Below are 12,700 nucleotides of genomic sequence, written 5' to 3'. Positions count from 1 at the left end.
GTGCCGAATAGTCAACGTTCCACCCATGAGCAACCGTGCGAGACATTCGCTCGCAAGCGGCTATGTGCTCCTTAGAAAGGAGGTGATCCAGCCGCACCTTCCGGTACGGCTACCTTGTTACGACTTCGTCCCAATCGCTGGTCCCACCTTCGACGGCTCCTCCCCTTACGGGTTAGGCCACCGGCTTCGGGTGTTACCGACTTTCGTGACGTGACGGGCGGTGTGTACAAGGCCCGGGAACGTATTCACCGCAGCATGCTGATCTGCGATTACTAGCAACTCCAACTTCATGGGGTCGAGTTGCAGACCCCAATCCGAACTGAGACCGGCTTTTTGGGATTCGCTCCGCCTCACGGCATCGCAGCCCTTTGTACCGGCCATTGTAGCACGTGTGCAGCCCAAGACATAAGGGGCATGATGATTTGACGTCGTCCCCACCTTCCTCCGAGTTGACCCCGGCAGTCTCCTGTGAGTCCCCGACATTACTCGCTGGCAACACAGAACAAGGGTTGCGCTCGTTGCGGGACTTAACCCAACATCTCACGACACGAGCTGACGACAACCATGCACCACCTGTACACCGACCACAAGGGGGCGCCCATCTCTGAGCGTTTCCGGTGTATGTCAAGCCTTGGTAAGGTTCTTCGCGTTGCGTCGAATTAAGCCACATGCTCCGCTGCTTGTGCGGGCCCCCGTCAATTCCTTTGAGTTTTAGCCTTGCGGCCGTACTCCCCAGGCGGGGAACTTAATGCGTTAGCTGCGGCACCGACGACGTGGAATGTCGCCAACACCTAGTTCCCAACGTTTACGGCGTGGACTACCAGGGTATCTAATCCTGTTCGCTCCCCACGCTTTCGCTCCTCAGCGTCAGTAATGGCCCAGAGATCCGCCTTCGCCACCGGTGTTCCTCCTGATATCTGCGCATTTCACCGCTACACCAGGAATTCCGATCTCCCCTACCACACTCCAGCCTGCCCGTATCGAATGCAGACCCGGGGTTAAGCCCCGGGCTTTCACATCCGACGCGACAGGCCGCCTACGAGCTCTTTACGCCCAATAATTCCGGACAACGCTCGCACCCTACGTATTACCGCGGCTGCTGGCACGTAGTTAGCCGGTGCTTCTTCTGCAGGTACCGTCACTTGCGCTTCTTCCCTGCTGAAAGAGGTTTACAACCCGAAGGCCGTCATCCCTCACGCGGCGTCGCTGCATCAGGCTTTCGCCCATTGTGCAATATTCCCCACTGCTGCCTCCCGTAGGAGTCTGGGCCGTGTCTCAGTCCCAGTGTGGCCGGTCGCCCTCTCAGGCCGGCTACCCGTCGTCGCCTTGGTAGGCCATTACCCCACCAACAAGCTGATAGGCCGCGGGATCATCCTGAACCGCCGGAGCTTTCCACCAACCCCCATGCGGGAGAAGGTCGTATCCGGTATTAGACCTCGTTTCCAAGGCTTGTCCCAGAGTTCAGGGCAGATTCCCCACGTGTTACTCACCCGTTCGCCACTGATCCACCCCGAAGGGCTTCACCGTTCGACTTGCATGTGTTAAGCACGCCGCCAGCGTTCGTCCTGAGCCAGGATCAAACTCTCCGTGAATGTCTCCACGGGGAGCGGCACAGCAACCACCGGAATAGGGCGGTCCTGCGCACTGCGTCCTCGCTAGTGTTACTTCATAAAGGAATCTCCAACCAACCGATACCGGCTGGCCGGGGATGTCAACATATCTGGCGTTGACTTTTGGCACGCTGTTGAGTTCTCAAGGAACGGACGCTTCCTTCGAGCCGCATTCCTGCGGACCCTCCGGGCGCTTCGTTCTTTCGTGTTTCCAGCTTATCAGATGTTTTCCGCTCCGTTTTCCGGAGTTTCGATCCGATTCGCTTTCCGCGTTTTCGCCTTTCGGCACTCCCAGACTCTAGCAGAGCTATTCAGTCCGCATTTCCACTCGGAATTTCGAATGGACGCGCGACGAGTCGCTCGGCAGGGTTTGGGGGCCGCCTCCCGGTCTCGGACCGGTTCCAGCGACTCGGACTACGTTAGGTCACCCGGGCGGCCGAGTCAAACATCGAGGGGCCGGATCTGGCTGGATCCGGCCCCTCCACGGGTGGGCCGCAGGTCAACTGCGGTGTGTTTCAAGCCAACTGGCGCAGGCCGGCCGGCGGAAAAATAAGGTGCGGAGCTGTCAGGACGCGGCGAGTTCGACCGCGGCCAGGTTGCGCTTGCCCCGGCGGAGGACCAGCCAGCGGCCGTGCAGGAGGTCGTCGGTGGTGGCGACGGCCTCCTCGTCGGCGACCTTGGCGTTGTTGAGGTAGGCGCCGCCTTCCTTGATGGTGCGGCGGGCGCCGGAGCGGCTGGGGGCCAGGCCGGATTCGACCAGCAGGTCGACGATCTGGCCGAGTTCGGCGACGGTGGCCTTGGGGACCTCGGCGAGGGCGGCGGCCAGCGTGGCGGGTTCGAGGTCGGCGAGGTCGCCCTGGCCGAAGAGGGCCTTGGAGGCGGCGACGGCGCGCTCGTACTGTTCGGCGCCGTGGACCAGGGTGGTGAGTTCCTCGGCGAGGGCGCGCTGGGCGAGGCGGGCGGCGGGGCGCTCGGCGGTGTCGCGTTCCAGCTGCTCGATCTCCTCGCGGGAGCGGAAGGAGAAGATCCGCAGGAACTTGGCGACGTCGCGGTCGTCGGCGTTCAGCCAGAACTGGTAGAAGGCGTAGGGGGTGGTGAGCTCGGGGTCGAGCCAGACGGTGCCGGACTCGGTCTTGCCGAACTTGGTGCCGTCGGCCTTGGTGATCAGCGGGGTGGCGAGGGCGTGCACGGAGCGGCTCTCGGCCTTGCGGATCAGGTCGGTGCCGGCGGTGAGGTTGCCCCACTGGTCGCTGCCGCCGGTCTGCAGGGTGCAGCCGTAGCGGCGGTTGAGCTCCAGGTAGTCCATGCCCTGCAGGATCTGGTAGCTGAACTCGGTGTAGCTGATGCCCGCGTCGGAGTTGAGCCGGCGGGCCACCGCCTCCTTGGCGATCATGTTGTTGACCCGGAAGTACTTGCCGACGTCGCGCAGCAGGCTGATCGCCGACATGCCGGACGTCCAGTCCAGGTTGTTGACCATGCGCGCGGCGTAGGGGCCGTCGAAGTCGAGGAAGCGGGAGACCTGGCCGCGCAGGCGCTCGACCCAGGCCGCCACCGTCTCGGGGTCGTTGAGGACGCGCTCGGCGGTGGGCTTGGGGTCGCCGATCAGGCCGGTGGCGCCGCCGACCAGGCCGAGCGGGAGGTTTCCGGCCTGCTGGATGCGGCGCATGGTCAGGATCTGGACCAGGTTGCCGAGGTGCAGGCTGGGGGCGGTCGGGTCGAAGCCGCAATAGAACGTGACCGGGCCGTCCGCGAACGCCTTGCGCAGTGCGTCCTCGTCAGTGGACAGGGCGATCAGCCCGCGCCACTGGAGCTCGTCGACGATGTCGGTCACGGTCCCGCGTCTCCTTCGGTCGTGGGTCCGGCGCGGTGCGGCCCGGTGGGCTGCGCGCCGGACGGTTCCAGCGGGTAGAGCCTACGCGGTCCCGGCCTGCGGGTTCGGGGACAGGTCGGTGGGTGGGACGGAAATTCCGTTGTTCGGGGCGGGGCGGGCGTTCACAGTGGTGCCACCGCCGACCGGCGGAGCGAGCACCGGAGGTGGCCCGTCATGCGCAACACCCTTGTCCTGAACGCGAGCTACGAACCGCTGAGCACGGTGCCGCTGCGCCGTGCCGTGGTGCTGGTCCTGCAGGACAAGGCGGTGGTCGAGCAGGCGCATCCGCTGCGGGTGGTGCGCGGTTCGGGGGTGCAGGTGCCGGTGCCGCGGGTGATCAGGCTGACCAGGTACGTGCGGGTGCCGTTCCGACAACAGGCTCCGTGGTCGCGGCGGGGTGTGCTGGCGCGGGACCAGCACCGGTGCGCGTACTGCGGCCGGCGGGCCACCACGGTGGACCACGTGGTGCCGCGGTCGCGCGGCGGGGCGGACAGCTGGCTGAACACCGTGGCGGCCTGCCCGGAGGACAACCAGCGGAAGGCGGACCGCACGCCGGAGCAGGCCGGGATGCGGCTGCTGCGGCGGCCGTTCGAGCCGACGCCGGAGGCGACGTTGATGCTCGCGCTCGGGCTGCGGGCGGGTGAGCTCGGGGAGCTGGCCGCCTGGCTGCCGGCGGGCGCGTGAAAGGCCGACGGGCCCGACCTGATCAGGGGACAGGTCGGGCCCGTCGTCGTACGGGCGGGGGCTGACGGCCGGTCAGCTCTTGCTGGTGAACGCGGTGGCGATGCCGAAGTTGGCGGCGTGCTCGGGGACGGCGACCACGTGGCCGGCGGAGGTGAGCACCCGGCCGGCCGAGAGCAGCGAGCCGGTGCCCTGCGGGAAGGCGCCGCCCTGGGTCTCCTGGCCGCCGGCCAGGGCGAAGCGGCTGAGGTGGGCGGGCTGGTCGGCGCGCTCGTCGACGGCGACCAGCAGGCCGCCGCTGTCGACGCCGGCCGGGCGGGACTTGCCCTTCTCGGCGACGGGGGTGCGCCACTGGGGCTTGCCGGTGCCCAGGTCGTAGGCGGTGATCGCGGTGGGGCTGCCGCCGGAGTCGGGGACGATCGCGGCGAGCATGCTGGTGCCCTGGAACCAGACGCCGGGGACGGCGGCGAAGCTGCCGCGGGCGACGTCCAGCCGGCCGCCGCCCTCGACGGCGAGCGGGATCTCGACGCCGGGGTCGCCGTTGGCGCCCCAGGCGAAGACCCGGTCGTCGGCGGGCTGGTTGCCGGTGGTGAGGACGACGGCGGGTTCGGCGGAGAGCACCGTGACGGTCTTCGGCTGGTTGTTGAGGCCCCGCCAGTACTTGACCTTGCCGTCGGAGGTGTTCAGCGCCACGGCCTGGTCGGCGGGGGTGGAGTCGGCGCAGTTGCTGTGCAGCAGGACGGTGGTGGGGCCGGCGCTGCCGGACATGCTGCAGAACTTGCCCTGGCCGCCGTACTGCCAGGCTTCGGCGCCGTCGGCGACGGCCCAGGCGGCGGCCTTGTCGTCGCCGACCGCGATCACCTTGTCGTCGGTGACGGAGACGTGCGCGGCGTACTTCTCCTTGGCGTCGGACAGCGTCTTGGACCAGGTTGCCTTTCCGGCCTTGGTGTCGACGGCGACGGCGGTGCTGCACGGGCTGTTGGGGTCGGCGGCGGGGCGGTAGACCACGGCGCCGATGCCGGCGGAGTTGACGGTCGGGGAGAGTCCGCAGGGGACGGCGCCGTCGGCGGGCGGGGCGAGCGTCCAGCCGGGCTTGCCGTCGGCGAGGCCGTAGGCGTGCACGCCGGTGGCGTCGGCGCGGACCACGGCGTCGCCGAGCAGCCAGCTGCCGACCAGGGTGTCGTCGGGGCCCTGGGCTCCGGCGGCGGCCGGGTCGGCGGCGGCGGTCCAGGCCTTGGTGTGGGCGACGGCGATGTTCTGGGCGACGCCCTGGCCGGGCTTGTCGGGGGTCTTGCTGCCGCCGTCGTCCTCGGAGGTGGCCAGCACGGCGGCGGTGGCCAGCACGGCGAGGGCGGCGACGCCGGCGCCGATCCGGATGGCGAGGCCGCGCCTGCTGGGCGCGCCCGGGCCGGAGGTGACGGCGGTGCGGGCCCGGGCGACCAGTCCGCCGGCCGGCGCGGTGGCGTCCGGGTCGGTGTCGACGGCGGTGCGGGCGCCGGGAGTTGACGTGCCGTCGGCGCCGGGCGCGAACGGGTCCCGGGCGCTGGTCTGCGGGTAGTCGGTGGCGGTCACCGGGCCGGCCTCGGCGGCGGGCCGCTGTTCGAACGCGGGCGCCCCGGCCTGCTGTTCGAACGGGGCCGGCACGGACACCGTCTCCGGCTGCGCGAACGGGTCGGCGGGCGCGTACAGCTGCTGGGCGGCCGGGTCCTGGTGGCCCCCGGGCTGCTGCTGGTAGCCGTACGCCTGCTGGCCGTAGGCCTGCTGACCGTACGTCTGCGGGTCGGCGTAGCCCTGCTGCCGGCCGTACGCCTGGGCGTAGTCCTGCGCCTGCTGGGGCTGGTCGGGGCGGCCGTAGAGCTGCTGCTGGGCGGCCGGGTCCAGGTATCCCCCGGGCTGCGGGTAGCCGTAGGCCTGCTGCTGCTCGGTGTAGGCCGGCTGCTCGCCGTGGACCGGCTGCTGCCCGTACGCGTGCTGCTCGCCGTAGGACGGCTGCGGCTGGGGGTACCAGGGCTGCTGCTGGTCGTACCCGGGGGTCGTGGAGGGTTCCTGAGCCATGCGTTCCGTCCGTCCCGACTGCGGTCTGGCAAGCAGCCAGCATCTCACGCCGTGCGGACGGCTTGTGCCGGGGCGTTGCGCGGGGGCCGGACGGCGGGTCAGGAGGCGTCGTCGAGGGCCCGGTCGATCAGGTGGGCGAGGGTGAAGTCGAGGCTGGTCAGGCCGCCTGCGCTGTGGGTGGAGAGGACGAAGGTGAGGGTGCGCCAGCGGATGTCGATGTCGGGGTGGTGGTCGAGGGCCTCGGCCTGTTCGGCGACGGCGTCGACGACCTTGATCGCGGTGGGGAAGCTCGCGGTCTCGGCGGTGCGTGTGAGGGACTCGCCGGTGCGGGTCCACTGCGGGAGTTCGGCGAGGGCGGCGGTGATCTGGTCCTCGCTGAGGCGGGTGCGGCTCATGGCGGTCTCCGTCCGGGGGTGCGGCGGCTGTCGCGGCCGAGCCTACGACGGCTCAGAGGAACAGGAGCTTGGTGACGGCGGCGAGTCCGACGACGACGATCAGGGTGCGCAGGGCGATCGGCGGGAGGCGGCGGCCGATCCTGGCGCCGAGCATGCCGCCGAGGGTGGAGCCGGCGGCGATCAGGAGGACGGCGGTCCAGTCGATGTGGGAGGTGAGGACGAAGAAGACCGCGGCGACGCCGTTGACGATCAGGGCGAGGACGTTCTTGATGCCGTTGATCGTCTGCAGGGTGTCGGGGAGCAGCATGCCCATCAGGGCGAGCAGCAGGACGCCCTGGGCGGCGCCGAAGTAGCCGCCGTAGACGCCGGTGAGGGCGATCAGGAGGAGCAGCAGCGGTCCGCCGTCGGTGGCGGGCGGCAGGGTTCCGGCGGCGCGGCGGGCGGCCATCGCGCGGGCGACCCGGGGTTGCAGGACGACCAGGACCAGGGCGGTGAGGATGAGGACCGGGACGATGGCGTCGAAGGCCTTGCCGGGGAGCACGATCAGCAGGGCGGCGCCGGTGAGTCCGCCGATCAGCGAGGCGGTGCCGTAGCGGAGCAGTCGGCGTCCCTGGCCGGCGAGTTCGGCGCGGTAGCCGATGGCGCCGGCGAGCGAGCCGGGGGCGAGGCCGAGGGTGTTAGAGACGTTGGCGGTGACGGGGGCAGGCCGATGGCGAGCAGGACGGGGAAGGTGATCAGGGTGCCGGAGCCGACGATGGCGTTGATCGTGCCGGCGGCGGTTCCGGCGAGCAGGACGGCGAGCGCCTCCCAGAGTGTCATCTGCTTTCCCCTCGTTGACTGCTGTCGGGCCGGTTGATCATGCCGGAGGGGTCGGCGTTTGACCAGGGGTCGTCCGGGATTCGACACGGGGTCAACACACGAGCAGGCCCCGCCCGTTGGCACGGGCGGGCCTGCGGAGCGGGGCCTGCGGGGGCGGGCCGGCTACTCGTCGATCTTCGGGTACTCGCGGGTGGGCTCGACCCGCGGGCGGAGGTTCTTGTGCTCGGTGTCGACCGGCCGCGGGGCGGTGGCGGGGTCGACCGGGACGCGGGCGGCGGGCGGGGTGACGGCGGAGGCCGAGGGGCCGCGCCGTTGCCGCCGCCGGTCGCGCCCTGGAAGGCGCCGCCGAGGCCCTTGAGCGCGTCGCCGACCTCGCTGGGGATGATCCACAGCTTGTTGGCGTCGCCCTTGGCGAGCTCGGGCAGGGTCTGCAGGTACTGGTAGGCGAGCAGCTTCTGGTCGGCGTCGCCCTCGTGGATGGCCTCGAAGACGGTGCGGATCGCGGCGGCCTCACCGTCGGCCTTCAGCACGGCGGCCTGCGCCTCGCCCTCGGCCTGGAGGACGGCGGCCTGCTTCTCACCCTCGGCGCGCAGGATCTGGGCCTGCCGGGCGCCTTCGGCGGTGAGGATGGCGGCGCGCTTGTCGCGGTCGGCGCGCATCTGCTTCTCCATCGAGTCCTGGATGGAGGTCGGCGGCTCGATCGCCTTGAGCTCGACCCGGTTGACCCGGATGCCCCAGCGGCCGGTGGCCTCGTCGAGGACGCCGCGCAGGCCGGCGTTGATGACCTCGCGGGAGGTCAGGGTGGACTCCAGGTCCATGGAGCCGATGATGTTGCGCAGGGTGGTGACGGTGAGCTGCTCGATGGCCTGGATGTAGCTGGCCACCTCGTAGGTCGCGGCCCGGGGGTCGGTCACCTGGTAGTAGATGACGGTGTCGATGTTGACGACCAGGTTGTCCGACGTGATGACCGGCTGCGGCGGGAACGGGACGACCTGCTCGCGCAGGTCGATGCGGTTGCGGATGGTGTCGATGAACGGCACCACGATGTTCAGGCCGGCGCTGAGGGTGCGGGTGTAGCGGCCGAAGCGCTCCACGATCGCGGCGCTGGCCTGCGGAATCACCTGGATCGTCTTGATCAGGGCGATGAATGCCACCACGACCAGGACGATCAGCACGATGAGGACGGGTTCCAACGCTTCTCCCCTAGATGACCAGGGCGGTCGCGCCCTGGATTTCGACGACGTCGACCTGCTGGCCGGGCTCGAAGACCGAGCCCGGGTGGAGTGCCCGGGCGGACCAGATCTCGCCGTTGAGCTTGATCCGGCCGCCGTCCCCTCCGTCGACTGTTTCCTGTACCACTGCGGTGGCGCCGGTCAGCGCCGCCACGCCCGTCCGGTACTCCGGACTCTTCTTGAGCTGGCGGTACGCGATCGGGCGTACGAACACCAGCAGCGCCGCCGACACCCCCACGAACACCAGGAACTGCGGGACCGTGCCGCCGCCGAGCCCGGCCGTCAGGGCGGCCGCGCCGGCCCCGACCGCGAACATGGCGAATTCGGGCGCCGCGGTCGCCACCAGCGGAATGCCCAGGCCCACTGCGAGCAGCAGCCACCAGATCCAGCCGTCCACGCGTCCATCCTAGGGAAGTGAGGGCTCTTCCCGCGTAGCTTCCCGCAGGTAGGTGCCGGGAAACCGGTCGCCTGTGCGACCGGTTCCGTTCGAGGCGGGATCCGGCCGTCAGCCGAGCGGCAGGCCCTGCGCCGTCCAGCGGTCGCCGCGCTGCTCCAGGGTCAGCGGCAGGCCGAAGCAGTGCGAGAGGTTGCGGGCGGTGAGGGTGGTCTCGATCGGGCCGGCGGTCATGACCTTGCCCTGACGGATCATCAGGACGTGGGTCATGCCGGGGACGATCTCCTCGACGTGGTGGGTGACCATCACCATGGACGGCGCGTACTCGTCCTGGGCGAGCGCGGCGAGGCGGCGCACCAGGTCCTCGCGGCCGCCGAGGTCGAGGCCGGCGGCGGGCTCGTCGAGCAGCAGCAGCTCGGGGTCGGTCATCAGGGCGCGGGCGATCAGGGTGCGCTTGCGCTCGCCCTCGGAGAGGGTGCCGAACGTGCGGTCGGTGAAGCCGGCCATGCCGAGCCGGTCGAGCAGCGCGAGGGCGCGGGCCTCGTCGGGCTTCTCGTAGGTCTCCTTGCCGTGCACGGTCAGGCCCCAGGCGGCGGTCAGCACCGTCTCCAGCACGGTCTGCTTGCCCGGCAGCTTGTCGAACATGGCGGCGGAGGCGAGGCCGATCCGGGCGCGCTGCTCGAACACGTCGATCTGGTCGAGCTTCTCGCCGAGGACGACGGCCTGGCCCGAGCTCGGGAACAGGTAGGCGCCGGCGATCTGCAGGAGCGTGGTCTTGCCCGCGCCGTTCGGGCCGAGCACCACCCAGCGCTCGCCCTCCTTGACCGTCCAGGACACGTGATCGACGAGCGCACGACCCTCCCGGACCACGGAAACGTCCACCAGCTCCAGCACGTCGCTCATGCCTACGCCTTCCCCAAATGCAAGAATCCGGCCGTCCGTGGGACCTGCGCGAAGGTCCTCGGGGTGCGGTCCAACCTGTGTCAGGCCAAACCTACGCCACCCGCCCGGCCCGGTTGTCCGTAGGCTGGTCCGATGCTCGCGACTCCTGCCGACAATCCGTACCAAGAGCCCCGTTCGGGGCGACTCACCGCGTGGGGCAACGCGCTGCTGGCCGGCGCCTGCTCCCCCGACGACGCGGCCGCCGCGGTGCAGGGCGTCGACGACGCGCACCGGGTGACCGGCCTGCCCGGCGAGCAGCCGGACTCGCTGCACGGGCTGACCTGGGCGCTGGGGAAGCTGCGGGTGCTGGGCGCGAAGGGCCTGCGGCTGGCGCTGCCGGTGGCCGGGCACCCGCTGGGCCTGACCGGGCCGCCGCCGTTCAACGCGCTGGCGCTGGGCGCCGGCGAGGCGGTGCTCGTGGTGGGCGTCCCGTACGGGCTGGTGCCGGAGGTCGAGGTGTACGGCCCGGAGGGCGACCAGGGCGTGCGGGTGCTGTGGCAGTGCCTGCCGGTCGAGGACGCGCTGCCGGCCGACGTGCCGTCGCTGGACGAGGCGGAGCGGGAGCTCGCGGACGGGCTGCGGCAGGCCACCGTGATGCTGACCCGGCTGGACGTGGCCGGGGCCGGGCCGGAGACGCTGCGCGCCCTGGAGGACTTCCGCCGCCGCGGGCACCGGGAGCTGCTCGCGCCGGGCTACCCGCCGCGCGCGGTGCGGGTGCTGGAGTCGGCCCGGCAGGTGTCGGCGCTGCTGGGGATCGCGGCGGGCGGGCACGGCGCGGCGGTCTCCGCCTCGGAGATGGCGGCCCGCCGGGAGATCCTCGCCCCGCTGGACCGCACCGCCCGGCGGGCGCAGGTCGCGGCGTACAACGCGATCGTCGACGAGCGGGGCTGACGGCCCGTCGGCCCCTGGGCGGTCAGCCCTGGTTGCGGACCGCCCACAGCGCCGCCTGGGTGCGGTCGGCGACGTCCAGCTTCATCAGGATGTTGCTCACGTGGGTCTTCACGGTCTTCTCGGAGAGGTGGAGCGCCCGGGCGATCTCCCGGTTGGAGCGGCCGTCGGCGAGGTGCGAGAGCACTTCGCGTTCGCGGTCGGTGAGGCTGCCGCCGCGGCCCTGCGGGGGTGCGGGGACGTCCTCGGCGAGCAGCGCGGCGGCGAGTTCGGGCTGGAGCAGGACGTGGCCGGCGTGCACCGAGCGGATCGCTCCGGCGAGCGCCTCCGGGTCGACGTCCTTGTACACGTAGCCGGCGGCGCCCGCGCGCAGCGCGGGGACCATGGTGCGGTGCTCGGTGAAGCTGGTGACGATCAGCACCTTGGCGGGGTTGTCCTGTTCGCGCAGCAGCCGCAGGGCCTCGATGCCGTCGACCCGGGGCATCTTGAGGTCCATCAGCACCACGTCGGGGGCGAGGGCGCCGGCCTGTTCGACGGCTTCGGCGCCGTCGGCGGCCTCGCCGACCACCTCGATGTCGTCCTGCACCTCCAGGAAGGTGCGCAGGCCGCGGCGGACCACCTGGTGGTCGTCCACCAGCAGGACGCGGATCGGTGACGCGATGTCAGGCACCGGGGACCTCCAGTTCGACCAGGGTGCCCCGGCCCGGGGCGGACTCCAGGGACAGCCGGCCGCCGACCGCGGCGGCCCGGTCGCGCATCGACACCAGGCCGAGGTGGCGGCCGGCCCGGCGGACCGACTCGGGGTCGAAGCCGTGACCGTCGTCGGCGACGGTGAGTTTCGCGCCGCGCCCGGGGGTTCCGGTGAGGGTGACGGTGACGGTCGTCGCGTGGGCGTGCCGCAGCGCGTTGTGCAGGGCCTCCTGGGCGACCCGCAGCACGGCGGACTCCTGGCCGGCGGGCAGGGCGCGGACGCCGTCGGCGGTGAAGCGGACGCTGGCGCTGTGCGCCCGGTCGAGCACCTGGGTCTGCGAGGCGAGGGTGGCGACCAGGCCGTCCTCCTCCAGCGCGGCGGGGCGCAACTCGACGACCACGGCGCGCAGTTCGTCGGCGGCCTCGGCGGCCAGCCGGGCGACCTCGGCGAGGTTGTCGCGGGCCCGGGCGGGGTCGCGTTCGACCAGGGTGGCGGCGGCGCGGGCGGTGAGGCGCAGCGAGAAGAGCTTCTGCGAGACGGCGTCGTGCAGGTCGTGGGCGATCCGGGCGCGTTCGCCGGAGAGCGTGAGTTCGCGGCTGCGTTCGTAGAGCCGGGCGTTGCCGAGGGCGAGGGCGGCGTGGGCGACCAGGATGCGCAGCAGTTCCTCGTCGTGGTCGGTGAAGCCGCCGGGCTTGTTGGCGAGGAAGAGGGCGCCGGCGATCTCGTCCTCGTCCATGATCGGCATGCCGAGGAAGTCGGTCATGTCGGGGTGGGCGTCCGGCCAGCCGCCGAAGGCGGGGGCGGTGCGGACGTCCTTGAGCCGGGTGGGTTCGCGGTCGTGCAGCATCGAGGCGAGGACGCCGTGCTGGCGGGGCAGCGGGCCGATGGCGCGCCACTGGTCGTCGCTGACGCCGTCGACCACGAACTGGGCGAAGCCGCCGTGGTCGTCGGGCAGGCCGAGGGCGGCGTACTCGGCGCCGAGCAGGGTGCGGGCGGAGGCGGTGATCCGGCGGAGCACCTCGCGCACTTCGAGCGGGCGGCTCATCGCCAGGACGGCGGCGCTGACCGCCTCGATGCCCTTCAGTGAGGGGTCGCACCCGGGGGGACTGTCCATGCGGCCACG

Annotated in this window: 9 protein-coding genes, 1 rRNA gene and 2 pseudogenes; 2 read left to right on the top strand and 10 right to left on the bottom strand. The window is 71.0% G+C overall.

Annotated features, from left to right (window positions below; genetic code table 11):
* Nucleotides 1-75 precede the first annotated feature (75 nt).
* Both KCH_RS27065 and tyrS read right to left on the bottom strand, forming a co-directional pair.
* Nucleotides 76-1,592: ribosomal RNA gene (locus KCH_RS27065) — 16S ribosomal RNA — on the bottom strand.
* Nucleotides 1,593-2,175: 583 nt separating this feature from the next.
* The gene (gene tyrS / locus KCH_RS27060) at nt 2,176-3,441 is read right to left on the bottom strand and encodes a tyrosine--tRNA ligase (RefSeq protein ID WP_035867269.1); all 1,266 of its coding nucleotides are present in this window, start codon (nt 3,439-3,441) and stop codon (nt 2,176-2,178) included.
* A gap of 213 nt (nt 3,442-3,654) precedes the next feature.
* Between tyrS and KCH_RS27055 the strand changes: the two genes are divergently transcribed.
* Nucleotides 3,655-4,164 carry an HNH endonuclease gene (locus KCH_RS27055; RefSeq protein WP_035867268.1) on the top strand — a complete coding sequence of 170 codons (510 nt, stop codon included), beginning with the start codon at nt 3,655-3,657 and terminating at the stop codon, nt 4,162-4,164.
* A gap of 72 nt (nt 4,165-4,236) precedes the next feature.
* Here KCH_RS27055 and KCH_RS46215 read toward each other — a convergent pair whose 3' ends face one another.
* The 6 genes and pseudogenes from KCH_RS46215 to KCH_RS27025 form a co-directional block, all read right to left on the bottom strand.
* Entirely contained in the window at nt 4,237-6,216 is a 1,980-nt protein-coding gene (locus KCH_RS46215; RefSeq protein WP_035867266.1) for an outer membrane protein assembly factor BamB family protein, read from the bottom strand.
* A 98-nt stretch (nt 6,217-6,314) separates the two neighbouring features.
* The gene (locus KCH_RS27045; protein WP_035867265.1) at nt 6,315-6,611 is read right to left on the bottom strand and encodes a 4a-hydroxytetrahydrobiopterin dehydratase; all 297 of its coding nucleotides are present in this window, start codon (nt 6,609-6,611) and stop codon (nt 6,315-6,317) included.
* A 52-nt stretch (nt 6,612-6,663) separates the two neighbouring features.
* Nucleotides 6,664-7,430: pseudogene (locus tag KCH_RS27040) on the bottom strand (sulfite exporter TauE/SafE family protein).
* Between the two features lie 272 nt (nt 7,431-7,702).
* A pseudogene (locus KCH_RS27035) lies at nt 7,703-8,608 on the bottom strand (SPFH domain-containing protein); the annotation flags it as partial.
* Nucleotides 8,609-8,633: 25 nt separating this feature from the next.
* Entirely contained in the window at nt 8,634-9,059 is a 426-nt protein-coding gene (locus KCH_RS27030; RefSeq protein ID WP_244305448.1) for an NfeD family protein, read from the bottom strand.
* Between the two features lie 108 nt (nt 9,060-9,167).
* The gene (locus KCH_RS27025) at nt 9,168-9,959 is read right to left on the bottom strand and encodes an ABC transporter ATP-binding protein (RefSeq protein WP_035867263.1); all 792 of its coding nucleotides are present in this window, start codon (nt 9,957-9,959) and stop codon (nt 9,168-9,170) included.
* 132 nt (nt 9,960-10,091) lie between these two features.
* On the opposite strand from KCH_RS27025, the gene KCH_RS27020 reads away from it, so the two are divergent.
* On the top strand, nt 10,092-10,889 hold the full coding sequence (locus KCH_RS27020; protein ID WP_035867261.1) for a hypothetical protein: 798 nt from the start codon (nt 10,092-10,094) through the stop codon (nt 10,887-10,889).
* Between the two features lie 22 nt (nt 10,890-10,911).
* Here KCH_RS27020 and KCH_RS27015 read toward each other — a convergent pair whose 3' ends face one another.
* Together KCH_RS27015 and KCH_RS27010 are read right to left on the bottom strand one after the other, a co-directional pair.
* Complete coding sequence (locus KCH_RS27015; RefSeq protein WP_035873955.1) at nt 10,912-11,547, bottom strand: response regulator; 636 nt, start codon at nt 11,545-11,547, stop codon at nt 10,912-10,914.
* Between the two features lies 1 nt (nt 11,548).
* Nucleotides 11,549-12,691: a GAF domain-containing sensor histidine kinase gene (locus KCH_RS27010; RefSeq protein WP_035867259.1), complete on the bottom strand. Its 1,143-nt coding sequence runs from the start codon at nt 12,689-12,691 to the stop codon at nt 11,549-11,551.
* Between the last annotated feature and the right edge of the window lie 9 nt (nt 12,692-12,700).

The sequence above is a fragment of the Kitasatospora cheerisanensis KCTC 2395 genome (genome assembly GCF_000696185.1).
Classification (GTDB): Bacteria; Actinomycetota; Actinomycetes; order Streptomycetales; family Streptomycetaceae; genus Kitasatospora; species Kitasatospora cheerisanensis.
Note: the sequence above shows the minus strand (reverse complement) of the source record. Positions and strands in the feature narration are given on the sequence as shown.